Raw genomic sequence first — 24,685 nt, 5'->3', positions numbered from 1 at the left:
TTTGATCGAAGATTGGCATCTGTAGTGATTCGGAGTCAATCTATAGATTGGGTTGTGGGACTTCCCAAATAAAAAAGGAGAAGCAGGCTTCCCCACTTCTCCCCATTGATCTTCTTGGACAGAATTATTTTTTGATTCCCGGATATAGGTTGCTTTCTGGTAGCTCCATGGACAAATCCAATAGATACTTCACTACCGAAGCCACATCCACTAATCCCATTTCCTGTATTTCCACGTTTTCCTTTATTCCAGCTCCCCAAGCAATAAAGCCAGTTTCAATCTCATCGAAATCAGGGAAGTATCCGTGCGTTCCACCTCTAGCAGGCTTAAGAATAGATCCGCTACTTGATCCTGAAAAGGAAATTCCCTGAATGGGTGCCAAAGCTAAAACTGCATTTGGATCAGCACCCACACGGTCCAATTCCTCCCTGTCGACTACCCGGAAAAGCTTTTTGATACTGGCAGGTAGATCAGCAAGAATCTTCTCCACTTGCTTGGCAGATTCCTGATCATTTGGATCCTTCAGGTGTAAAAAAGCAGAAGCGCCACTGGTGTGGAATGCGGCTTTCCAATTCCCTCTATCCTTGGAATCCTCCATCAAACCAGCTTCCACCAACCATACGTTCGGTGAGATCGAGCTGTGGGTATTTACAAACCCATGGTCTCCCGTGATTATAAAAGTGGTTTTATCTGCAATCCCGGCACGTTCGGCGGCTTCCATAATTTTACCTATTGCTCTATCGATAGCTGCAATGGATTTGTACACCATGGGTCCATCTCTTCCTTCATTGTGCTGAAAATGATCTGCTGCAATCAGGTGAATGGTAGTCAAATTTGGTTTGTAGGTTTCCAATACATATGCTGCCATTTCCCCGGTTCTGTCTTCTCTATTAAGATAATCCCCATTAAATGTCTTCTCATTCATCTTGCCCAGTACCTGCAGTTCCATTTCTGCCATAAGTCCTTTTGGAGTTTCCATGTCCCGCATTGGCTCAATCCTTCCACCATTTTACAGACTCCAGTATTCCGGAATATTGTAATCTATAGGAGCATTGACTGAAACAGGCCATAGGAAACTGGCACTTTTCAATCCAGCTTCTCTCACTGCGTGCCATAGGGTAGGAACCTGAATCAGTTCTGTTTCCCAATACCACTTACCAGTTTGTCCTTCAGGTTCGAAAGGAGCATTGTAATATATACCATGCTTGGCAGGAGGGTATCCCGTGATCACGGTGGTGTGGGATGGATAGGTCACTGATGGAAATACACCAGTTACCCCGAGTGATCTTGCCCCTTTTTTAGCCATAGTCTGAAGGTTTGGAGCCGGCCATTTTTCTTCCAGATAGAAATTGGGGCGGAACCCGTCTATGGAAATCAAAACTACATGCTCTGCAGGTCTAGTCTGTGCTTTTGCTAGGGGAATAGTAGCTAAGAAGGTTAGGAAGAATAGGAGATAGGATGTCTTCCCGATAAAAGATAATTTCATAAGTGTAAGTAGGGTTTAACAAAGTCCACTGGCTGCTTTTGAGTCAGTGGACTAATTGGTGGTTTTAGAAAAATATTCTGCCTGAGAGCTGTAATTGATAAGGTGTTCCTCCTGGAGTAGTTACTCCTACGTTTGGATTAACTTGGTATTCGTAGGCTTTCTTAACCGGATCGAAATTCCGTATAGTCAATAGGTTTTGTTCACCTAAGGTCTTGGAGGTACCCCATTCTTTGTTTAGTAGGTTGGCCACGTTGAAGATATCTAAACCAAGTTCAAAACCTGATTTCTTAGCCGCAGTAAAGAATATTTTCTTGGTAGCACGTAGATCCCAGTTTCCAAAGTATCCATTTACCCCACCGTTTCTAACTGCTACATTTCCAATACTTTCCCGGATATAATCCTTAGCTAGGTTGTCTGGGTTTGCCAGTACATTGTTCATTGCTTCTGCCACAGTCTCGGATATGCCCGGAGCAGATGGGTCGAATACAAATGCCAAGTCATTGGAGTTGACAAAGTCCCCATTTACGTTTCCATTAACGCGAAGGGAATAACGGGTTCCACCGATTCCTGAATACCGTACACCCACGGTAAATCCTTTGAAAGTAGGAAGGGTGCCATATACTACCACCTTGGTTCTATACTGACCGTTTGAATAGTTCATCATGGATAAATCCCTAGGATCATCCACTACCATCTGGCTCAAGGTTGCACTGTTTGCCACATTACCATTATAGGATGTGTTATCCTTACTGTCATTCCAGGTATAACTTGCCGTGATCTGACCGTCTTTGAAGTAGCGGTAAGTTCCATCAATCACCATGGTATAGGTGTTATTTCTTCCCTCACTGTTCAGTTCCAACACTCTACCGATTTGATCGGTCTTTCTGCCTTTGGTCCAGTCTGCATTTCCATTGGAAGTACTGATACTTTCAGCAGGCACATACACACCTCTGTTATCTTCTTCAGCAAGTCTGAAATAGGGTTGATCCACCATATTTCTGTCCACATACATGTAGTTGTTTCTGGCGATAGAAGCGATAAAGTTTACACCTAATCTCAATCTGTTATTGAAAACCCGGTTGTACATCACATTACCTTTATACACAGTAGGTACTTTCAGGTCCTCGCTGTTCATGTTGATGGTGGTCACAGGAGTGATGCCCGGCTCATTCAATAAGTCCACGCCTGGTGCAGTGTTCGGATCGTTTCTGTAGGATTCAAAATCCGGAGTAGGAACGTTATCGCCTGTGATATCCACTGCGAAAATCTTTGTTCCATCAAACTGTAGGTTGTTTACATCAGAGTAGTTGTTCAGGGCCGAGCCAAAGATACCTCCTCCAATTCTTAGGATATCCTGTTGCTTCTCGTTGATGTCCCAGGTAAACTGCAGTCTTGGCTGGATCTGAAATCCGCCAGTTTTTACATCTGTTCTCAATCCCAGCTCATCAAATACAGTCTGGTTAAACGTTGGGCTGTTTTTATAGGTAGTATAGTCTCCACGAAGACCTACGATCAGGTTCATTCCTCTTCCTAAATCTGTATCAGCCTGTCCATAAATCCCGCCACCAAAAATACTTTGCTCTACTGTAGGATCTTCTGTAGCTACTTCTCTGGCGTATCTATACGGCTTCAGGTTGTCAAAATTATCAAGTCCGGTGAAATAGAATCTTCCGTTAAACTCACTGGTGGCAAGTGAGGTAAGGTCATTTAGAAGCAAGTCCATACCAAAGGTGTAATTGGTTTTTCCTTTGTTATAGTAAAGGTTGTTCACCAACTGATAAACATTGGATTCAAATCTCTCAGGTAGGTAGCGCTGACCACCTAGTTGAATCGTCGTATTGACATCACTTCCATCCACCACGGATTCCACCCGCTGTACGATTGCTCTTGGGATATTTGAACTTGGCAATTGGTCGTTTGGTCTGCCATCGTCAAGCGTATATAAGTACTGAAGCTTTAATTCGTTGGTCAGTTTATTGCTGATTTCTGTCCGTAAGGAAGCCATCAAACTGTTCGCTGTAGAAAGGTGATTTCCATACACCTCATATAAGTTTATCGCACTGTTATCAGACACACCCTGACTGTTTAAGTCACGGGAGAAATTGTTTCTGATGGTCAATAAATTGGTTTTATTGATCTGATAATCAATCCGTGCAAAAGCAGTATGGGAATATCTTTTTTTACTGAAACTTCCTGTCTGTGGAGAGTCTGCAAGACCATATTTGTCTCTTCCTATCTGCAGGTATCTATCCAGAGATTCCTGGGATAAATTATACCTGTTCTCGTCTTCAGGAGTTCTGATGTCAGCGATGTAAAGAGGTCTAGCATCCCGCTGCCCATCATAGGCAATGAAATAATGGAGCTTGTCCTTGATAATAGCGCCGCCTAGCGTTACGCCATATTGCTGGATGGAGAATTCATCCTCTCTTTTGTTTCCTCTAGTATCGTATTTACTGGCCAGCCAATCAGCACGGTTGAATAAAAACGCTGATCCATGCAGCTCATTCGTACCTGTTTTAGTCACTGCACTAATGATACCGCCACCGCTTCTACCATTGGTTACATCATAGTCGTTGGTTACTACTTCAAACTCCCGGATTGCCTCCATAGATATGGAGAATGGCCCTCTGTTGGTAGATCCACTGGAGAGTGGACTTTTGTTAGTCATCCCATCAATGGTATAATTGGTCGAGGAGTATAACTGACCTAGCAAATTACTACCATTGGAAACAGGGGATAAGTCTACCAGGGAATTGAAATTTCTTCCGTTTACAGGTAGGGTGGACATGTCCCTGGCGGTCACCGCAGTGGAACTACCGAATCTGTCAATGCTATTGCTCAGTGAGTTGGCAGTTACGCTGACTTCGCTTAGGTTTTGGGTTGACTCACTTAAGGTAATATCCAGTTTGATACGCTCCCCCTGATTGAAAGAATACCCTGTAAAAACCTTTGTGCCATAGCCTAGGTAGCTGCAGGTAACAGAATAATCAGTTCCAAGTGGAAGCTGATTCACGGTGTAAGAACCTGTAAGATTGGTGATTGCAGATGCGGTAAAGCCCGTCATCTCGTTTTTGATCAATAGGGCAGCACCGATCAGAGGTTCCCCCTCTGCATCTGTGACTGTACCGGAAATCGAGGCATTCGTCGCCTGGGAATAAGTCTGAATTCTTATTCCAAGGAACAGGAATAGCAGTAAGATTCCTGCGAATAGGTGGGTAGAATTTCTTGAACTCATAGTCAATGGATAATGGTTTAATTTTATCCAAAACTAGATTCCAGAATCAGCCTCAAATGTTAAAAATTAACATTGGAAATAGAGGTAACAGAATCTTAACAATCACAAAATAGAGGGGCTTAATCAGGATTATTTTCCTTAACTTTTTATTAAAAGGAAGGGAAGTATAAGAATTTGGGATGAAGCAAATTGCCTATTGCAATTTCACTTTATTGGAATTGGCTACTGTTTGTCTCGTAACACCTATTAAATCGCCAATGTCCTTTTGAGTTAATAGCTCATTTAAAATAAATGATTTTCCATGGCTATCCTGAACAGTCAAATCAAAATAAGTGGTTAAAAATGTAAGTTTTTCCTGGGCTTTTTTTTCATGGAGTTTCTTGAGCTTCTTCTCGGTGCTACACCAGCGTTTAACCAAGTAGGAAATAAACCATTCGGAAACTTCCGGGCCCTGGACTACCATTTTCTTGAAAAAATCCCGGTGATAAATCCGGATTTTGGTGTCTATTAAAGCCTTGGAGAACTCAAAAAATTGATTGTTCAGGTATTTTAAATCCCCAAAAAAGTCCTTTTTAAAAAGCACATCAAAGGTAAATTCTTCTCCATCATCGGTATAGCTTCCTAATTTGACAGCACCTTCCAGAATTTCATACATGTAGAGATGATCAGTAGAAGGGTTGTATATGTATTCGTTCTTTTTAACAAGGATTTCCCGATACATTCCCAGGGATTTGGAGGAAGGTAAGCTTGAGATAAATCCAAAAAAATCAAAGTCTAAATAGGACTCGTTAATAGGCCGAACAGGGATGGACATTTTAATAGGGTATTACTTTACTAAAAGTACTTCTTTGCCAAGTGGCAGAGGTTAATTGTGGGTAAAGTAATCCTTATGTTTTGTTAATGGTGGAGCATGATCTACTTCCGGTATTTGCCAAATGTCTGGAACTACCACTACCGGTATTTCACATTAGCATTTTCATTTTGAACTTACCTTTTTCCCTCGCAAAACTTGCCTTTTAAACAAAGTAACATCCGACTTTTAAACAAAGTGGGGCCTTTCCCCACTAGCTAAATTTGTCAAAACAAAACATCATTAGCTATGGAAAAGAGCAATTATCAAGGAGCAATGCAACATGTTATAGGCTCTGGATTTAACGGAAAATCAACAGCCGCCGAAGTCATCAGTGGTATAGACCTAAGTGATAAAACGGTAATAATCACAGGTGGCAATACTGGAATAGGATTGGAAACCACGAAGACCCTAGCTGCAGCAGGAGCAAAGGTGATTGTTGGTGCTAGAGATCTTGAAAAAGCCAGGAAGAATCTGGAAGGAATTAGGAATGTGGAAATTGAGGAGTTGGATTTGATCAATCCCTCATCCATCGATGCATTTGCGGATAAGTTTCTCGCTTCAAATAGGCCACTTCATGTGTTGATCAATAATGCAGGAATTATGTGGGTACCCCTTAGGAAAGACCGAAGGGGAATAGAATCTCAGTTTGCGGTGAATTACCTAGCCCAATTTCATTTGGTAGCCAGACTTTGGCCTACTTTGGTTAAAGCTCAGGGAGCCAGGGTAATAAATGTATCATCGAGTGGACATCAGTTTGGGGATCTGGATTTTGAGGATCTGAACTTTGACAGTAGGGAATATGAAACCTTACTTGCCTACGGCCAATCCAAAACAGCCTGTAATCTCTTTGCTATGGAATTGGACAAGCGGGGGAAGAATAAGGGCGTGAGCGCATATTCATTGCATCCTGGATCCATTGGAGGCACTGAGTTAGAGAAGCTCCTCTGGAATTGTTTCAAAAAATGGGTTTTGTAGATAAAGATGGAAATATGCCGCCGGAAATACTGGCAAGTCTGAAAACAATCCCTCAAGGTGCAGCGACCACGGTTTGGTGCGCTACCAGTCCCTTACTTCAGGATATAGGTGGAGTGTATTGCGAGGATTGTGATGTCGCTGAATTAAATGTAGGAAACAGTCCCGGCGCTGGAGTAAAACCCTATTCTTTGGATGAAACCAAAGCCATACGATTATGGGAACTCAGCGAATTATTGTTAGGTCTGAAATTTGAAATTCCTGAATTTGAAAAGGTAACTTCCTGACTGCAGTGAATGGATGAAGCACAGGAACTGTGTTTAGTTACATCCACATAGCTGGTCTTTTTTTGTCCTTCTCAAAGAAAGACCAGCTTCTTTTGATTCTAATTTGTGCTAAGAATTTTTCCATTGAAGGAATGCTGAACTTTCCCAGACTATCATTAGTGTTGTTACCGCTTTTCCCATCTATACAATTATCGGGATGCCAAACTACTCAAAAAAGGCCTCTGGAATGATTGAGTACATTCGAATTGCATAATTTTATTAGATTAACTTCTCCTATGGATCATATTTCCAATTACCTCACTCCAGAAATTAAACTGTCCAGCTATGAAGATAAATTCTTTATTTCTGAGATTGTTTTTGATCATCATATGTTGATTTGGTTTATCTCAGGAGAGACAAAAATTGTCCAAACTGACGCAGTTCATCACTTTAAAACAGGGGACATATTTCTTATTCCCAGAAATCAGCCGGCCACCATGATCAATTACCCTAAAGATGGTTTGCCTCACAAAACAGTGGTAATGCTATTGACCAAAGATGTTTTGAGGGATTTTTATAAGGAAATGGATTTGAAGGTAAAGGTCACACCTGTTCCAAAGATCAAGAGTTTTTCAAATCATCCTTTGCTGGAGAGTTGCATGGCTTCCCTGATTCCCTATTTCCATATGAAGGAGCCTTTCCCTGAAAAATTGGCTGCCTTAAAAATAGAAGAAGCCATCAATATCCTGAGGACAATCGATCCGGAAATAGATGGGATACTCTCCAATTTTGATGATCCCCACAAGGTGGATTTAATCGGATTTATGGAGAAAAGCTACATGTTCAACATGGCTTTGGAAAAGTTTGCCTATCTCACAGGAAGGAGCCTCACTACTTTTAAAAAGGATTTTAAGCTGGCTTTTAATATACCCCCACAGCGATGGCTGACGTTAAAGCGATTGGAACTAGCACATTTTCAACTTGCGGAAAAGAACAAAAAGCCTATTGAGGTCTGCTATGAGAGTGGATTTGAAAATCTGTCCCATTTTTCTTTTGCCTTCAAAAAGCAATACGGTTACCCACCGACACAAATCAACAGTAACTCTAGATTACTGTAGCATCTGATGCAGGATTCTAATTAAAATTCTATTAGTTTTTGAATTAAATTTTGATTCCTATGTCCGGAAAAATAGAATATACCACCGTAGCTCACCGAATCACTGCCAGCTTTCCCAGGCTCAGTTATGTTGGTATCCAGATCAATTTCTGGATCATCGCGAACTGTATGTTGATGGGGATCCTGTTTCTATATACCCGCTTTTTATCTGAAGTATTGGAAGACACAATTGCCGTGAATCTTAATTCAGGGTTTCTACTGGCAGTGATTTTCGGGGTTTTTTATGGACTCTTTTCAGGATTTGCTGATTATCAGTTGGAGAAAAGTCTGTTACGAAAAGGCTCTTTAGGCAAATCCATATTGATCAAAGCAGTGCTTGGGCTGGGGTTAATTATCATCTTTTTGATTTTAATTCGCCTGCTATGGATGAACGATATATTGTTTGGTTTTGGAATTTTGGAGGTGGATAGATTGTCTTTGCGTTCTTGGGATTATTTATTTGGCCTGATTATGATCTACTATTTCTTTATGACCTTACTGATCAATTTTATCAATCTGGTGAATAAAAAGTATGGACCGGGAGTATTGCTTCCTTTGTTATTTGGTAGGTATCAAAATCCCAGGGAAGAGGATAGGATATTTATGTTTATGGATTTGAAATCTTCCACTTCCACCGCAGAGCTGCTGGGCCATATACAGTACAGTGCTTTTATCAGAGATGCATTTGCGGATATCAATGAGGTTATTTATGCGTTCAGAGCCCAGATTTACCAGTATGTAGGAGATGAAATTGTATTGATGTGGCCAGAAAAAGAGGGGATAGTAAATGAAAATTGCATCCGTATTTTCTTTGCCTGCAGGATGAAATTCGAGCAGCGTAACTCATATTATTTAGAACGTTACGGGCTTTTGCCCCAATTCAAAGCAGGTGCCCATTTTGGTAAAGTAACAGCCGTTGAAATCGGTGAGGTAAAGAAGGATATTGCCTATCATGGGGATACTTTAAATACTGCTGCGCGAATACAAAGTATATGCAATGAGTATCAAAAGGACTTCTTGGTGTCGGGAGTATTGCTTGGGCAGATGCGGGGTGATTTGAGGATAAGTGCGGATTCTCTGGGGATGATTAATCTAAGGGGTAAGAAAGATGAAATTGAGATTTTCAGCATACAAAATCCAGATTGATTTGCTTTTAAAATCCTTACAGTGAATCGGTGTTTTAATCAGATACTTTTATAATATCTCCCTTGATATTGCTGAGGAGTAAGCCCGGTAAGTTTGCAGAAAACTTCCCGAAAGGCTTTGCTGTCATTATATCCCACTTCATACATCACCTCGGAGATGTTTTTCCGGCTTAGTTCAAAGGACTTTTTGGCAGCCTCAATTTTAACACGCTGCAAGTAATCAATAGGAGTGAGGGAGGTAGCTTTTTTAAACCTTCGGTCAAAATTCCGCCTTCCCAAATTCAGGTTTATAGAAAGAGATTCCATGGAAATTTTATCCGCATAGTTCTTTTCCAAGAAGGCTTGGGCATTTAGAATGTCTACATCACCGTGCTTTTTATATCCTTGAAAAATAGAGAATTCGGATTGGGAGTTTCTTTCAAAGTCAATTTGAAAAACCTTCGCGCAATGAATCGCAGTCTCTTTGTCATAAAACTTTTCGATAAGGTAAATCATCAGATTTAGAAAGGAATAAGCGCCACCATTGGTGTATATACCATTTTCATCTGTGATCAATTGATCTTCCTTAAGATTCACCTTGGGAAACATTTCCTTGAAATTTGCAGCAGCTGACCAGTGCGTTGAGCAACTCTTTTCATCTAAAACACCGGTGCTTGCAAGCAAGAATGCTCCAGTACATATACTGGCGATTTCCGTTCCTGATTTGAATTGATAAGAAAGCCAAGAGATCATTTCCTGGTTACCGCTGATGGCTTCCTTATAATTATGATTCAAAGAAGGAATGATGATCAAATTAGTCTTGGAGATTTGATGAAGTTTTTTGTGAGGATTTACTGTAAACAAACCTTCATAGAAATCTACTTTCTCCTCAGTTCCAATTAATTCGATCTGAAATTGCCGGCTGTTTCCCTTTGATTCGAAATAGTCGTTGGCACGTGTGAAGATCTTATAGGGTCCCACAATACTACTCAAATTGTTTTGGCCATTGGGGATTAATATGCTGAGATGCTTCATGAGAAATGGTATGTATTTGTCAAAATTACAACCAGCAGTTGTCTAAATCAACCTGCTAGAATGTCTAAATACACACTTTTAGTAGGTGATTTGGAAATGTAAATTTGATCAACCAATTAGCTAAATTCTTTTCCTTCTAAAGTTCATTGTAAAAACCGCAGAAGCTTTAAGGCTATATGAAGTTGTTGATTGAGTTATTATCAAACCTTAAAAGTAACATCACATTATCATGGACAATCAGGATTACACTACATCAATTTTAGTAGATCAAAGCCCACTGGAAGTTTACGAAGCCATAAATTATGTTAGAGGCTGGTGGTCTGAGGAAATAGAAGGACCTACGGACGAACTAAATAAGGAATGGTTTTACCATTATAAGGATATTCATCTCTGTAAGATGAAGGTTGTCAGCTTAAAACCTGTTGAGCTGGTGGTTTGGGAAGTAGTTGAAAATAAATTCAATTTCATTGAAGATGAAAAGGAATGGTTAGGCAATCGGATAGTTTTTGAAATAAGCAAAGAAGGCCCAAAAACGAGAATGACTTTCACACAACAAGGCCTAAGAGATTCTTATGAATGCTATCAGGTGTGTAAAGATGGGTGGAATAATTATGTTGGAAATAGTCTTTATAAGTTGATAACAACAGGAAAAGGAGAACCAAACCCCAAAGAAGGAGAGGGGTTTAACAAAGAATTGGCAGATAAGTGGCAGCTACATTAAGATAGAATCCCGGGAGCTGGTCCTCCGGCAGGCTTTGACTTATCTTCAGGCAGGGGCACAAATTCCTGATTATCGCTGGGAGGTAACAGAATCCTTCCCTGTTTCCAGTCTTCCTTGGCCTGCTCAATACGCTCCTTGCGGCTGGATACAAAGTTCCACCAGATTAATCGTTCTCCGAGGTGCTCTCCACCCAGCATCATCAGCGTGGTTTTTTCCTTTGCAATAATCAATGGATCTACTCCTTTGGAAAACACCAATAATTTACCGGCAGGATAGCTTACTCCATTCACCTCCAGACTTCCTTTCACGATATAAACGCCTCTTTCGCTATGTCCGGTGGGAATACCAAATCTAGCTTCTGCTTGCAGTTCTACATGTAAATAGAAAAGTGGTGAGCTGGTCCTTACGTCAGATTTTAATCCAAAGGCATCACCCGCTATCAGCCGCATCCAAACTCCTTTATCAGTGAAAACAGGTAATTCATCTGCAGCATAATTTTTAAAGGCTGGGTCAGTTTCCTCGTCCTTTTCTGGTAGCGCAACCCAGGTCTGAATCATTTCCAGACCTCCCGCGGCCAAGACATTGGGATCCTCAAAGCGTTCGCTATGGGAAATCCCTTTTCCAGCTGTCATCCAGTTTACCTCCCCAGGTTTGATTACTTGCTCCACACCAAGACTATCTCTATGGGTCACATTCCCATCTAAGAGGTAACTCACAGTTGAAAGTCCTATATGAGGGTGAGGCAACACGTCCAGATTTGTTGTAGCCGGAACACTTACCGGACCTGCATGATCCATAAAAATAAATGGCCCCACCATTCTTCTCAACTGAAAGGGCAGTATACGCTTTACCGAAAATCCAGGGGTAATAACCGCTTGGCGTGTATCAATTATAATATCAAGCATTGGTTTTAAACGTTTAATTTAAGATTTCTGACTACCTACTTCCAACTTCCTACTTCCCGACTTCCAACTTACCACTATGGAACATAAGGTCCAACTACCGCCAACTTATCACCAGTTAAATCCACCTCAAATAAGTGAGGAATTCTGATTGTCCTGCCATTAACTGATTTGTGGCTATGAACACTCATCAGGGTTTTGTTGTCAAAAGTGGTAAACAGCATTCCATGACCAAAATTAGCCGGGGTGATAGGTTGTTCTTCATGGATCCAAGGACCGTCCAAGGTGCCACTTTCAGAATAGACTACTCCTTGAACATAAGTATCATAAATCCAGCTTGTCCATATCATTCCAAGTCTACCAGTACCTGTATGGAATAGAAAAGGACCATCCGTCACTTTGTTGGGGACGTCATTTCCATTTGCATCTTTTTCCCTGCTCCAGGGAGAATCGCTAGCTTTAAAAAGTAATTTCCCTTCACCCACAGAACCGCTTAAATCAGGTTTCAACTCAATTTTTTCCATAGTTCCATTGAGATTTTGCAGCCATTCATAGCAATACACCATGTAAGGCTTGCCATCAGTATCAATCCAAAACGTCCCGTCAAGTGTAGGTTTGTCAGCTGGCAGGTACGTGGGATCTTCCATAGGAACGTATGGTCCAGCCGCTTCATTGCTTACCAATACATGACTTGCCCGCCGTTCTATGACATTTCCTGCAACTGTATCAATTTTCACATCCCTGTTTGTGAAGGTGGCAAAGTAGTAGTACTTATCCTGATAATCAAAGAGCTCTGCTGCCCAGATCATTGGTCTAGGTCCCATCCAGGAATCAGGATCAGTTTCGGTGACCCGATATGGCCCTTCCCAACTTTTCAGGTCCTTGCTTTTCCAAAGCATCCCACCTGTTCCTGTCATATAATATTGCTGTGTTTTCTGATCAGCCAGAATAAAGGGATCACTTAGCCGGATAGAATCCAAAGGAACGTCTTTTCGAACGGTTGGACCTTGCTGAGCTTGACAAAGGATAGCAGAAAGAAAGAATAATGAGGTAATTGAGAATTTTATTAATGAGGTTTGCAGATGTGAGTTCATAGGGAAGGCAAAATGAATTTTGGGAAAAGTTAATTGAGAGTAGTTCCTAAAATACGAATAATTCGTAAGGAGGGAAGATTTTTGACCCCTAGGGATATGTGATGTTTGAAGGAATAGAAACCATTCTTTTGCAGGCATATGAATATGCTTACCATTCAATTCGCAAGCAAACTTAAATTTATAAATTACCTTAGAGGTCACTATCATTTTTAACTAGCTATGGAGGAAGAATTAAAGGCTCATCTGGAAAAATTTGTATGCCTTTCAAATGAAGAATGGGAGCAAATCGTTACTTACTTCAAGAGAGTTAGCTATCGGAAAAAGGAGAATCTCATCCTAGAGGGTCAGATCTGTAAATCGAATTTTTTCGTGATAAAGGGCATACTCCGCAAATTTTTTATCAATGAAAAAGGAGTGGAGCAGACTACGGAATTTGCAATTGAAAACTGGTGGTTGACAGACACTTTTTCCTTTCTCAATGGGTCAAAGACAGATTTTTATATTCAGGCAGTTGAGCCTGTGGAAGTGATGCAGGTAAAGCGGGAGGATTATCTAAATCTCCTTGAGGAGCATCCTAAATTGGAGAAATACTTTAGGTGTATTTACCAAAAAGCCTTTGCAGCCACTCAGATGAGAATAAAATTTATATACAATTATTCCAGAGAGGATCTTTACCATCATTTCAGCACTAGCCAACCTGAGTTTTTGCAGCGGGTTCCCCAATACCTTATCGCATCCTATTTAAATTTCACCCCAGAGTATTTAAGTGAAATTCGCAGAAAAAGCATTTCTTAAACCAGTTTAACTTCTGCAGGATTCCTGATCCAGATCTTTGAAGTATTAAATTAAAAACATTCAAAGTCATGGAAAAACGTATTAAAATCGATCAAATAGCACCTCAGGCATATAAGGCAATGCTTGGATTGGAAGGGTTTTTGGCAAAAGCAAAACTTAAAAAATCCCATAAAGAACTGATAAAAATCAGAGCTTCTCAAATCAATAATTGCGCGTATTGTATTGATATGCATACTAAAGATGCTCTAAAAAATGGGGAAACTGCCAATAGAATATTTCTTATTAGCGCATGGAGAGAGGCTATCGGGATCTTTACAGAAGAAGAGCAACTAATCTTGGAGATGACAGAGGAAATAACCCAAATTAGCCAGCATGGATTATCAGAGAAGACCTATGAAAAAGCATCAAGATTTTTTTCTGACAACTTACTTGCAGAAATTATTATGGCTGTAGTGATCATTAATTCCTGGAACAGAATCGCAGTGAGCACTCACCTGCTAATTGGTGAGTAGATTTATTAGTGGTTTGAAAGTAAGTAGAAAAACAGTCGAGAAATCTAAACCGGATTGCTCTGCATATTTATCCTTTTACATCATTTGATTGCCTCCTGCTTTAGCGGGAGGCAATCAAAATCTTAAATTTAGAGAGGGCCTTAGCCCAATTCATCAGTTAATTTCTGAAAACCAAATTTTATTATAAATTCATCATATTCCTCCTGAAAGGACTTATTTCGATGATGACCTTCTTGGTTTTTGATATATTCTCGAACCTTATTTAACTGAGATTCTGAAACTGAAACCGCAAAATATTCATCTTGCCATTCAAATTTCTCCTGAGTCAACTTGTTTTTATTGATCCAAAATGAGGATTCTCCTTTAATAAGCTGAACTGTCTTTTGTATTGTTTGATCCATTCCCAAGGAAATCAAACAGTGACAATGATCGGAATAACCATTGATGAAATCCACGAATATTCCTTTTCTATGGGCATTTTCACAGATATGATTCCAAACCTTTAATCTAAGTTCTTTGGAAGTCAAATAGGGTAGCCGGGTTTTTGTGCTCCAAACAAGGTGAATGTAAACTTTCGCAAATGCCATAATTGAAAAATTTAAGAAAAGAATTTGGGCTAAATGAATAGGCAAAACCATTATCCCAATTCAATTTAATTGAAAATAAAATTCTAAATGGAACTGTCTAAAATCACAATCCTATATTCAATAAAATGCCATTGAATATTCCGGATTTAACTAAAAATTATTGGGCTAAAGCCTTTTTGACTCGTAAAATTCTTATAAAATGGGCTAAAGCGCCATTCCTATTCAATTGAATTATAACATTCTTTTTGCATTGCCTCCTGCTTTAGCTGGAGGCAATGGGAATCGAAATTATTTGATGGGCTTTAGCCCAATTCTACATCCTTATACTAACTCCCTTAAATCCACCGGAACCACTCTACTCACTCCCGCTTCGATCATCGTGATGCCATAGATAATATCCGTGCTGGCCATGGTGCGCTTGTTATGCGTGACAATGATAAACTGAGACTCCCCACTAAACTGCTGTATAATCTGGTTGAACTTGTCAATATTGGCATCATCCAGTGGCGCATCTACCTCATCAAAAATACAAAATGGCGCAGGTTTTAAAAGATAAATAGAAAAAAGTAGGGAAGTGGCAGTCAGCGTCTTCTCACCCCCGGAAAGTTGATTGATCGTCAATGGTCTTTTGCCCTTTGGCTTGGCCATAATCTCTATAGCGGATTCCAGAGGATTGCTAGGATCCACCAAAGTCAGATCGCAGTCATCTTGCTCGGTAAAGAGTGAGCGGAATACCTTCACAAAGTTCTCTTTGATCTTGGCAAAAGCATCCAAAAATGTTTCTTTGGCTACCTGATCTATCTCCTGAATCGTGGTGAGCAATGACTGCTTGGCTTTGATGAGATCTTCTTTTTGAGCCGTAATAAAGTCGTAGCGAACCTTGATTTCATCATAGGCTTCCATTGCCATCGGGTTAATAGGACCTATCTTCTCCTGCTTTTCTTTTTGTCGGCTTACCAGTTCTCTAAGCTTTTCCTCAGCAAATTCCTTGAATTCCTCGTCAATCTCAGGATTTTCCTCCATCAGCTCATCCAGATCCAGCTCAAACTCTACGCTGAGTCTTTCCTTCATTCCAGCCATTTTAAGCTTGATCTCATTCACTGCATTTTCCAATTCATGAATCAGCTGATCGTAGCTTTCCTTGGATTTCTGAATGCTTCGGATTTTTTGGTCAGTCTCATCTATAAATCCCCGAGAAGCATAGTAATCTTTCTCCGCTTCCTGCACTCCTTTTTCTATACCTTCTTTTTCCGAGTACAACTCGATCAATTCATCATCCTTGACCTCGTTATTGTCGAGCAAGGATTTCACTTCCGTATCAAGTGAGGAAAGCTCGGACTGGGACTTCCCAATACGCTCCTTCGAATTCTCATAGGCAGTTTGCTTGAATTCAATTTCCTGATCCAAACTGCTCACCCGGTTCAGATGCTGGTGATAAAGGATGTTTTCCGCATTGAAAGCCTGAGACTTTTCAGAGAGCAAGGCAGACTCCTTTTCGTAGGTTTCATTCAGCTCTTCGAGCTCATCGTGCATGGCTTCGAACTCCGCTCGCTCATCAAAAAGCTGTGGCTGAATCTCGGTCAAACTTTCTTCTATGGAAGCGATTCTATCCAAAATATCTTCGCGCTTATTGGCATTGGAGCTAAGCAACTCGGCTAGTTGCTCCTTTTTGGTACGCACAGATACGAAATCCTGATTGATGGCATTGATCTTATTTTGCCACTCTTCCAGTGTCTTTTTATAGCTGATTTCCTTCAGCTTCATCAGTTCAGACAGCTTATTATCCAGGTTGTTTCTGGTGCTGCTGACTTTCTTATTCAGATCTTTGATTTCCTTGTCCAGCTTCTCCAGATTCTTGGCCCTACCGATTCTTTTTCCTTCGAAAAGGCCTACAGAACCTCCTGAAATACTGAATTTTCGCTTGGTGTATTTACCATTTTCTGAGATGAAGACAGCCTCTGTGTCCTGCGGAAAATCCCTATGCTCGCCTTGTACTATATAGACATTGTCCAGAATGAAGTTGATCAGACGGGAATACTTGACATCAAATTCTATGATTTCCGTTGCTGCAGTGGCATTGGCGAAAAGCTTATTTTGGCTAGGCTTAAAGCGCTCAAAATGTTCCAAAACAAAGAAATTTGCTTTGCCTCGCGCCGAATCACTCAGTAGTTGAATCGCAGCAATAGCCTGAGCTTCGGTATCAACCACATAGTAATTCATGTAGCTGTCCAGGTAATTCTCAATCGTCACCCTATACTTTTCCGAAGTTGTCAGTAGATCGGAGAGTAGGGGGACATCCTTACCCCAACTTGAATTTTTCTTCAGGAATTTGATGGCCTCCGGGAAACCTTCCAGATTCTCCACCAGAGATTTGGTAAGGTTATACTCGTTGGTTTTAGAGTCAAGCTTTCGGGACGATTGCGTAAGTTCCTCACGAATCATTTCGATTACCCGATTAGTTTCCTCGATCTTTTGATCCAGATCTTCCTGCTTGGCTTTTAGCTCCTGATAGCCTTTGTTTGACTCATCAAGCTCGGTTTTCAGGGTTATCAACTTTTCCTCAAAATCCACCAAGCTAGCTTCCTGTGAGGAATCATCACTTGAGGTTCTCTCTAGTTCCTGCTTTAGTGTAGAAAGTTGAATTTGCTTGATTTCTATGTCTTTGCTGAGCTGATATACCTTCTCCTTAAGTATTTCAAAATTTTGAGTAATGGTCTTTTGCGCCTGCTGCTTTTCTGCTTGGACTAGTTTCTGGCTTTCATAGGCTTCACGAAGTTCTGAGACGATCATTTCCTTCTCTGCCAGCATCTTTTCAGCTGACTCTTTTTCCTGCTGTAGGGAGCGAATACTGAAGCCTGCACGATCGTTTGACTTTCGGTCAGTATCTATTTGCTCCCGCAATTTCTGAGATCTATCTTCCAGAAAGCGAAGGCGCTCATTCTTTATTTTTTTCTCAGATTCGAAAGTTCGAATCTTATTGACATGCTCGTTTAGTGCCTTTTGACGGCTAGCAAGTAATTTTTCTTTAAGGATTAAGTCAGACTTTAATTGGCTAAGTAGGGCTTCCTGATCAGCAACCTGAGTTTGAAGCTGTAGTTTTTTATCACCTTCCTCTTGAATTCTCTGGCCGGATTCAATCAATGACTTACTGTATTTCTCTATGCTTTTTTTCGCCAGATTGATACTAGCCAGTCTATAATCCTTTTTGATCTCAAAATACTTGGCAGCTTGCTTTGCCTGCTTTTCCAAGCTTTTCAGGTTCTTTTCTATTTCAAAAAGTACATCTTCCACCCGGTCTAGGTCATCGTCTGTGTCCTGAAGTTTGCGTAGTGTTTCCTTCTTTCTGTTTTTGAATTTGGAGATTCCAGCAGCTTCCTCAAATAAATCCCTTCGTGAGTTATTCTTGTCATTCAGGAGTTCATCGATCATTTTCAACTCGATGATAGCATATGAATTCGAATTGATCCCGGTGTCCATGAAGAGATTCGTGATATCTTTCAATCGGCAGGTAACCCCATTGATCTGATATTCACTGTCGCCAGATCTATAATAGCGACGGGTTATTGTGACGTAGGTGTACTCGGTAGGAAGTAGGTTTTTGGTGTTTTCAAAAGTCAAGGATACTTCGGCAAGATTGGAAGCTTTACGGTTTTTGGTACCGTTAAAAATCACATTCTCCATCTTGTCGGAGCGGAGCATTCGGGTCTTTTGCTCTCCGAGCACCCAGCGGATGGCATCGACCACATTGGATTTTCCGCAGCCATTTGGCCCAACCACGCCGGTGATTCCCTTGTCGAAGTTAATCACCATTTTATCCCCAAAACTCTTAAACCCTTTGATCTCCAGCTTACTGAGCAGCATCCTTTTGAAATTGTCTTAAATAATTAAACAAAATAAGATCATTTGCGGCATTGTCCAAGGATTTCATTATTCAGTTTTCAGTTGGGAGTGGTTAAGGAATTTAAAATTAGTTGATTGTAGATAGTTGTTTGTTGATAGTCGCAGTGATCAGAGTTCAGTCACTGTGCTCGGAATCAAGTAGGCCTTTATGATCTATAAATAGAATTATTATACTTAACATCGAACGGAATGACACAATGCTATGATAAATGTTTATTCTTTAACCGCAGAGACGCTGAGTACGGAAAGGAGGGGCGCTAAGATTATTTTTTTAAGGATTCATACTTGATATCTTAACAGTGGCTAACTAGTTGGTTTTTAAGTGAAAAAAATTGAAATTTAACTATACTATTTTTTTAAGCAAATGACTGAAAATGAGATATCATCAATCATAATTGGAGCGGCTATAGATGTGCATAAGCATTTAGGTCCAGGGCTATTGGAAAGCAGTTATGAAATTTGTCTAGCATATGAACTTAATCAGCGAGGGTTAGAAGTTAGAACCCAAGTTGCTCTACCCGTTATTTACAAAGAAGTGAATTTAGAAGCTGGTTATCGTATTGATTTACTTGTAGAAAACAAGGTGATTGTAGAGATTAAAGTGGTTGAAGAATTTTCAGAAATACATCTAGCCCAGATTCTAACTTACTTAAAGCTTTCTGACCATAGACTAGGATTATTGTTGAATTTTAATGTATCCAAAATGGTCGATGGACTAAAACGAGTGGTCAATAATTTATAAACCAAATGATATTAGCTTTTGCGACCCTACTTTGTGACCTTGGCGTCTCTGCGGTCAAAAAGAAATTTGAATATGCAACCGCCGCCATTGTTCATCTCACGAACGGAACCTCAGGATTTGGAAATTATCAATAATCAAATTTCAAATTCAATGGGCAAATATCAAGTTGAGAAGAATTGATTTACGGTCTCTGCGTCAAACTCTGCGCTCTTTGCGGTTTAGTCCATTAACTCTGCGGTTAAAAAACATGTATTAATTACCGAAATGATTTAACTTACCCCAGTGGATTTAGGAAATATAGTTTATATCGTCGCCGTCTTGGCTTATTTTATCTATCAGGCTACCAAAGGCAAGAAAAAAAATCAGGGTGCAGATCCAGAGCAGATGTCTGATGTGCCTGAGCAAAAACCTGTTTCTTTTGAGGATCTGATGCGGGAAATCCGTGATGCCCAAAAGTCCAAACCAGTGACTCCGACACAACCGAGAGCGCAACCTTTGCCTGCAAATCAACCTAGAGAAGTGGTTTATGAGCGTGCTGGAGATACCTCATCACGACCTGAATGGCGAGCTGATCCAGCTCCAGCGGTGAAGAGATTCCCAACCAGAAAATTGGAGGAAGACGATGATGAGATCGAGCATTATGAGGGTGCTTTTGAGAGAACTAAATCTGAGCTTACTAAAACTTCTAAGGGTATTCCTGAAATTCCTTCGTTGAAAGAAGTGGCAGAAGAGAATTCTTACATTTCAAAAAGTAGGTACGCACGAATGTTGAAGAATCCTCAATCTATCCGAGATGCTGTGGTGCTTAAGGAAATATTAGATAGAAAGCATTTCTAGGATGTCGATTTCATTTTAGGGATTTCAAATTTTAAATTATTTAGTGTTTTTTAAGTTTACCTTTTTACAATGCATCCGTCATTTTTTTCAAAGGGAGTAAACTCATTTGAATGTGATTTTTAAAGGAGATAAGACTAGTCTATAAACATTTGAATCCAACCTTAGTTCTCAATGCGTAATTACTGCAAAATGAGAATTATGGAAGTGTTGAACTCAAAAAAAGGAAAACTTAGCAATTCACGAAGGGAATTTATTGAGCGTGCAGGAATGACAGCAGTTATGACCACGTTTGGCCTAGGCTTTTTTACTAGTTGCGGTGACTCTGAGGATCAGGATCCCCAAATCAATGGCCCTATAGTTACTACTCCTCCAGCCACTAGCAATGGAATAGTTATATCAGGAAATACTATTCAAATTGATTTGACTGCTCAAGTGGCATTGGCAGATGCAGGCGGTTGGCTTTTGATCACCGATGCAAAGACTTTGGTAGTCAATGTTGGCGGAGCATATTTCGCCATGACTTCGGTTTGTACCCATTCTGCATGCGACCGAAACTGGACTTTTTCAAATAGCAAATTTACCTGTACCTGCCATGGTTCTGAATTTGATACCTCTGGCAATGTGCTTAATGGTCCTGCCACCCAACCTTTGAAATCTTATGCTACTACGCTTAGTGGAACTTCCTTAAAAGTCACCAAATCATAAAGCGATTTGCCCTTATTTTCTTGATTGTTGAGGGAGGTAAGTCAAGATTCTATAGCGCTCCAGCCTCACAATTCTTACTCCAAACTTCTCACTTCCTGGCATAATCATTCACAGTAATATTTCCGGTCTTATAAGTTTTGATTAGCCCATAGTGCTTGCTAAGTGTATAATTAATTTCATCTAAATCTTCCTGCTCCTCAGGATAAGCATGTAAGTAATAATCGTAAACCAATAATTTAAGCCGACTCGGAAATTGGCTGGAATCTTTTGGGAACTGATACATTGGAACTATCAATCCCTGCGATATACTGTTATAAGGAAGTAAGACTTGTTTACTAAAATCCAGAAAACTATGTGTATAAATAACTTGCTTTTTATTAGCGTTTTGGGTCTCTTTATCTAAGGTGTTGATTAAGTTTTTGTATTGCTTCAAGTTCTGTTGGTAAGGAACAGCAATCAATGCAGGCGCAACTAAGATTGAGATTAAAAGTACCGGAGAGAACTTCCAGCTGGATAACCAAATACCTGCTGCCAAAGCCAGATTAAATGTTGCCATTTTTAAATCCAGCTGAACTAGACTTATAACGGTACCAAGTAGCATAAGAAAGATCAAAATCACTTTCCACTCTAGAGAGCTATTCCATTCTTTCCACCCAAAAGCAATCAGAAAACTCAGCAAGGGAATTAAGATGATTAAATGCCGTGGATTTAGGTATATAGGATTGTAAAAATCCAGAGTAGAGGTCATAAACCAGAAACCTATTAACATGCATAGGAAAGCCAGCGAAAACTCAAATGCGCGAGTTCTCCCTGACTTTAAACCCATTGCTATTCCAGGTATAGCAAACACCATCCATGCCCAATATGATCGCTCTACAAAAGTGATAATTGGAAGAATAGTGAGTCTTCTAACTATGGACCAAAATCCCTTGTCAGCATAGGTGAATTCCGAGATATAATGACCAGCATTGATGGAACTGATTCTATGTAGAGGGTCGCCAAACTTGATCCAGAAATAGCCAAGATAGGCTACCGAAAGCAGGATACCCGTGATCAGGATTGCGATATAAAATGATTTGTTAAGACTCCTATTTTTCCAATCAACGTAAAATAACAAAATGGGAAATGGCGCAAAAAGGACGATGGTTTCCTTCGTGAGAAAACCCATAAATAATGCTGCTACCAGCGCAAAGCCTGCAAGTATTGGATTAGTTTTGCGGTAAACGGAGGCTACAGGAACTATGCAAGTCCAAAGGACCAATAAACTGTCTGGATAGACTTTTGTCAGGAAATGTAGGAAATATACCTGTGTACAAAACCAGAGCACCAATACCCAAGCAGGAGTAGGCTTCGGAAGAATTTTCAGTAATAGGAAAAGAGTCAGCCCATAGCTTAAGAGTGATATCAGAGAGATCTTATGAGCATCAAAACCTAGGATATATCCGATAAATCCCGTTGGAACATAAGCTCCCCAGCGACTGGAAAAATGGTAATCGTTGACCTCCATGGTGCCTTCCCAGAATTTTTGCCCCGCCAGCAAATAGTAGACGTCATCACTGAACGTGATGCCATCAAACCCAATGAGCCAGTAGACAAATAGGAAGAGGAGACCAGCTAAAAATGGGGTTTTGAAAGCAATTTTGAACGTATGGTGCTCTGGTGATAAGTTCATAAGGGTTAGGTCAAAAATACCTAATTTCTAATCTCTGCACGTATTAAAAAGTTTAAATCCCTAATAAATAGTAAGTGAATTACAGCTTTAGAGATTATATTTATTGTAAGCTAAATTTTTAAGGATAACTCTATTTTTTATGGCTAATACCTATTCCCAAATTCATATTCATTTTGTTTTTGCTACTCAATTTAGGAATGCTTTAATTTCTGAAATCTGGGAAAAAAGACTATATGAATACATGATTGCGATTATTCATAATTATGGTCATAAGGTGTTAGCTATAAATGGTATGCCGGATCATGTGCATATTTTGACTGGTCATAGGCCTGAGCAGGGAGTAAGTGAGTTGGTACAAATAGTAAAATCATCTACATCAAAGTGGATTAATGAGGAGAAACTCACTTCCTCTAAATTTGCATGGCAAGCAGGTTTTGGGGCCTTTTCGTATGCAAAATCAGACTTACCAAAGGTGATAAACTACATCAATAACCAAAAGGATCATCACAAAAAGTCTAGTTTTAAGCAGGAGTACCTGAAGATTCTCAATGGTTTTGAGGTTGATTATAATCCTGAATATATTTTTAAGGAACCTGAGTAGGTGTCGCCCCTCTGGGGCTACGATTCAACTCCATCATACGCTGTTACCAAGCTTTCATCCCTATGGGATGACATGCACATTCCTGTTAGGGTAATTATAATCCAATAATTTGTGCCAGAGGCACACTAGCTTGGTAGGAATGAGATGTTGGAATGATTGGAATGCCGTAGGCATGACACATTAGTTGTTAATATGTCTATTTATTAAAAACGACTATTTATGTAATCTCTCGCCAAACTGGGGCTACGATTCGTTTCCAGCATACACTTTTACCAAGCTTTCATTTCGCTGGGATGTTTTTTTTTTCCTGTTGGGACTTTGTTCGGTTTCTGATTTCACCAAGCCTTAATTCCTCTGGTATGAAGCGAACATTCCTGTTAGGATAATTGTAATCCAATAATTTGTGCCAGAGGCACACTAGCTTGATAGGAATGAGATGTTGGAATGATTGAAATGCCGTGGGTATGACACATTTTGTCAATTATTTTTTTGACAATACACGTCAAATATTAAAATCCCTTTCTGATTTTGTTTACTTTTAGCTTTCCAAATTCACAATTTACTATGAGTCAGGCAGGAAAGATCGAGCAGCAAAAAATACTACGCGTTTTCAAATTGATCAATTTGCTTCAAAGCAATATTGGTAAGCCTGTGCATAGACTTGCAGAACTGTTGGAAACGGATGAGCGCACTATTTATCGCTATTTCAAATTGCTCGAGGCACTAGGTTTTGAGGTGGTGAAGGAATTCAGCAAATATAAGATTCACCAAAAGCCAGGAATGGACCAGACATTGAACTACGGCACTTTCTCCCAAGAGGAAAGTCAATGGCTTCGCTCTATGATAGAAAGTCAGGGCAAAGGAAATTTGCTGCATGATTCAATTATTAAAAAGTTGGATGTTAGGTCGGAGGTAAAGCAGGGCACTGAGCAATTGTTCAAAGCAAACCTTAGCAGGTTGGTCGATGAAATAGGGCTAGGAATCCAGTTGAAAAAGCAGGTTTGGCTGAAGGATTATTATTCCCTGAGCTCTGATACAACCAGCGACCGATTGGTGGAGCCAGTTGCATTTTCTTCAAACTATGAAACCATACATGCCTTTGAACCAGCAAGCAAAAGTATGAAAGTCTTCAAAATTGAAAGAATTGGGGAAGTGGTCTTAAGTCAGTTGAATTGGAAATATGAAACTAAGCATCAGTTACCAGGGACTCAGCTTTTTGGTTTTACAGGTAAAAATAAATTTCAGGTAAAATTGAAGCTAAGCAAAAAAGCATATCACTTGATGATGGAAGAGCATCCAAATGCGCGTCCTTTTATGTCCGTAAAGAATAGAAATCAATTTTACTTTCATGGCGAAATCCCCCAGCTTCCAGGTTTAGCCAGATTTATTTTAGGTTTGCCGGGTGAGATTAAAGTGGAAGAAGGAGAGGAGATGAAAGTATATCTGGAGGAGCAAAGAGCAAGAATAGCCCTAGGCTAAGTTCTAGCTAA

Annotated in this window: 20 protein-coding genes and 1 pseudogene; 12 read left to right on the top strand and 9 right to left on the bottom strand. The window is 40.1% G+C overall.

The window, feature by feature from the left end:
* Positions 1-124: 124 nt before the first annotated feature.
* The 3 genes and pseudogenes from AACZ73_RS20620 to AACZ73_RS20610 all read right to left on the bottom strand — a co-directional run bounded on the left by AACZ73_RS20620 (position 125) and on the right by AACZ73_RS20610 (position 5,535).
* Positions 125-1,486 (bottom strand): annotated as a pseudogene (locus AACZ73_RS20620) (ectonucleotide pyrophosphatase/phosphodiesterase).
* Between the two features lie 64 nt (positions 1,487-1,550).
* Positions 1,551-4,721 (bottom strand): carboxypeptidase regulatory-like domain-containing protein, encoded by a 3,171-nt coding sequence (locus tag AACZ73_RS20615; RefSeq protein WP_339880731.1) that lies wholly within the window; start codon positions 4,719-4,721, stop codon positions 1,551-1,553.
* A gap of 193 nt (positions 4,722-4,914) precedes the next feature.
* Positions 4,915-5,535, bottom strand: coding sequence for a Crp/Fnr family transcriptional regulator (locus AACZ73_RS20610; RefSeq protein WP_339880730.1), 621 nt, complete (start codon positions 5,533-5,535; stop codon positions 4,915-4,917).
* 285 nt (positions 5,536-5,820) lie between these two features.
* On the opposite strand from AACZ73_RS20610, the gene AACZ73_RS20605 reads away from it, so the two are divergent.
* The 4 genes from AACZ73_RS20605 (at position 5,821) to AACZ73_RS20590 (ending at position 9,114) form a co-directional block, all read left to right on the top strand.
* Positions 5,821-6,549, top strand: a complete 729-nt coding sequence (locus AACZ73_RS20605; RefSeq protein WP_339880729.1) for an SDR family NAD(P)-dependent oxidoreductase — start codon at positions 5,821-5,823, stop codon at positions 6,547-6,549.
* Positions 6,537-6,833, top strand: a complete 297-nt coding sequence (locus AACZ73_RS20600) for a hypothetical protein (RefSeq protein WP_339880728.1) — start codon at positions 6,537-6,539, stop codon at positions 6,831-6,833. Before AACZ73_RS20605 ends, AACZ73_RS20600 begins: the two co-directional genes overlap by 13 nt.
* 275 nt (positions 6,834-7,108) lie before the next feature.
* On the top strand, positions 7,109-7,930 hold the full coding sequence (locus AACZ73_RS20595) for an AraC family transcriptional regulator (RefSeq protein ID WP_339880727.1): 822 nt from the start codon (positions 7,109-7,111) through the stop codon (positions 7,928-7,930).
* Between the two features lie 59 nt (positions 7,931-7,989).
* Positions 7,990-9,114 carry an adenylate/guanylate cyclase domain-containing protein gene (locus AACZ73_RS20590; RefSeq protein WP_339880726.1) on the top strand — a complete coding sequence of 375 codons (1,125 nt, stop codon included), beginning with the start codon at positions 7,990-7,992 and terminating at the stop codon, positions 9,112-9,114.
* A 38-nt stretch (positions 9,115-9,152) separates the two neighbouring features.
* On the opposite strand, the gene AACZ73_RS20585 is transcribed toward AACZ73_RS20590, so the two are convergent.
* Positions 9,153-10,127, bottom strand: a complete 975-nt coding sequence (locus tag AACZ73_RS20585; RefSeq protein ID WP_339880725.1) for a helix-turn-helix domain-containing protein — start codon at positions 10,125-10,127, stop codon at positions 9,153-9,155.
* 229 nt (positions 10,128-10,356) lie between these two features.
* Here AACZ73_RS20585 and AACZ73_RS20580 point away from each other — a divergent pair, with 229 nt between their 5' ends.
* Positions 10,357-10,848 (top strand): SRPBCC domain-containing protein, encoded by a 492-nt coding sequence (locus tag AACZ73_RS20580; RefSeq protein ID WP_339880724.1) that lies wholly within the window; start codon positions 10,357-10,359, stop codon positions 10,846-10,848.
* Here AACZ73_RS20580 and AACZ73_RS20575 read toward each other — a convergent pair.
* Both AACZ73_RS20575 and AACZ73_RS20570 read right to left on the bottom strand, forming a co-directional pair.
* On the bottom strand, positions 10,845-11,753 hold the full coding sequence (locus AACZ73_RS20575) for a pirin family protein (protein ID WP_339880723.1): 909 nt from the start codon (positions 11,751-11,753) through the stop codon (positions 10,845-10,847). The genes AACZ73_RS20580 and AACZ73_RS20575 overlap by 4 nt on opposite strands.
* Positions 11,754-11,827: 74 nt before the next feature.
* A complete protein-coding gene (locus AACZ73_RS20570) occupies positions 11,828-12,844 on the bottom strand; it encodes a glycoside hydrolase family 43 protein (RefSeq protein ID WP_339880722.1) in 1,017 nt (338 codons plus the stop codon).
* A 219-nt stretch (positions 12,845-13,063) separates the two neighbouring features.
* On the opposite strand from AACZ73_RS20570, the gene AACZ73_RS20565 reads away from it, so the two are divergent.
* Positions 13,064-13,639 carry a Crp/Fnr family transcriptional regulator gene (locus AACZ73_RS20565; protein WP_339880721.1) on the top strand — a complete coding sequence of 192 codons (576 nt, stop codon included), beginning with the start codon at positions 13,064-13,066 and terminating at the stop codon, positions 13,637-13,639.
* A gap of 68 nt (positions 13,640-13,707) precedes the next feature.
* Positions 13,708-14,151 carry a carboxymuconolactone decarboxylase family protein gene (locus AACZ73_RS20560; protein WP_339880720.1) on the top strand — a complete coding sequence of 148 codons (444 nt, stop codon included), beginning with the start codon at positions 13,708-13,710 and terminating at the stop codon, positions 14,149-14,151.
* A gap of 140 nt (positions 14,152-14,291) precedes the next feature.
* Here the strand turns inward: AACZ73_RS20560 and tnpA (AACZ73_RS20555) are convergent, their stop codons facing one another.
* On the bottom strand, positions 14,292-14,738 hold the full coding sequence (gene tnpA / locus AACZ73_RS20555) for an IS200/IS605 family transposase (RefSeq protein WP_339880719.1): 447 nt from the start codon (positions 14,736-14,738) through the stop codon (positions 14,292-14,294).
* A gap of 321 nt (positions 14,739-15,059) precedes the next feature.
* On the bottom strand, positions 15,060-18,599 hold the full coding sequence (smc, locus tag AACZ73_RS20550) for a chromosome segregation protein SMC (protein WP_339880718.1): 3,540 nt from the start codon (positions 18,597-18,599) through the stop codon (positions 15,060-15,062).
* 403 nt (positions 18,600-19,002) lie between these two features.
* Here smc and AACZ73_RS20545 point away from each other — a divergent pair, with 403 nt between their 5' ends.
* The 3 genes from AACZ73_RS20545 to AACZ73_RS20535 all read left to right on the top strand — a co-directional run bounded on the left by AACZ73_RS20545 (position 19,003) and on the right by AACZ73_RS20535 (position 20,922).
* Complete coding sequence (locus AACZ73_RS20545; protein ID WP_339880717.1) at positions 19,003-19,380, top strand: GxxExxY protein; 378 nt, start codon at positions 19,003-19,005, stop codon at positions 19,378-19,380.
* Between the two features lie 282 nt (positions 19,381-19,662).
* Positions 19,663-20,217 (top strand): hypothetical protein, encoded by a 555-nt coding sequence (locus AACZ73_RS20540; RefSeq protein WP_339880716.1) that lies wholly within the window; start codon positions 19,663-19,665, stop codon positions 20,215-20,217.
* A gap of 171 nt (positions 20,218-20,388) precedes the next feature.
* A complete protein-coding gene (locus AACZ73_RS20535; protein WP_339880715.1) occupies positions 20,389-20,922 on the top strand; it encodes a Rieske (2Fe-2S) protein in 534 nt (177 codons plus the stop codon).
* Between the two features lie 88 nt (positions 20,923-21,010).
* Here AACZ73_RS20535 and AACZ73_RS20530 read toward each other — a convergent pair whose 3' ends face one another.
* A complete protein-coding gene (locus AACZ73_RS20530) occupies positions 21,011-22,594 on the bottom strand; it encodes a hypothetical protein (protein ID WP_339880714.1) in 1,584 nt (527 codons plus the stop codon).
* A gap of 139 nt (positions 22,595-22,733) precedes the next feature.
* Here AACZ73_RS20530 and tnpA (AACZ73_RS20525) point away from each other — a divergent pair, with 139 nt between their 5' ends.
* Both tnpA (AACZ73_RS20525) and AACZ73_RS20520 read left to right on the top strand, forming a co-directional pair.
* A complete protein-coding gene (tnpA, locus tag AACZ73_RS20525) occupies positions 22,734-23,195 on the top strand; it encodes an IS200/IS605 family transposase (RefSeq protein WP_339880713.1) in 462 nt (153 codons plus the stop codon).
* Between the two features lie 564 nt (positions 23,196-23,759).
* Positions 23,760-24,674 (top strand): WYL domain-containing protein, encoded by a 915-nt coding sequence (locus AACZ73_RS20520; protein ID WP_339880712.1) that lies wholly within the window; start codon positions 23,760-23,762, stop codon positions 24,672-24,674.
* Positions 24,675-24,685 lie beyond the last annotated feature (11 nt).

Source organism: uncultured Algoriphagus sp. (genome assembly GCF_963974835.1).
Lineage (GTDB): Bacteria > Bacteroidota > Bacteroidia > Cytophagales > Cyclobacteriaceae > Algoriphagus.
The sequence above is the reverse complement of the archived record's forward strand: the minus strand, read 5'-3'. Positions and strand labels throughout refer to the sequence as shown.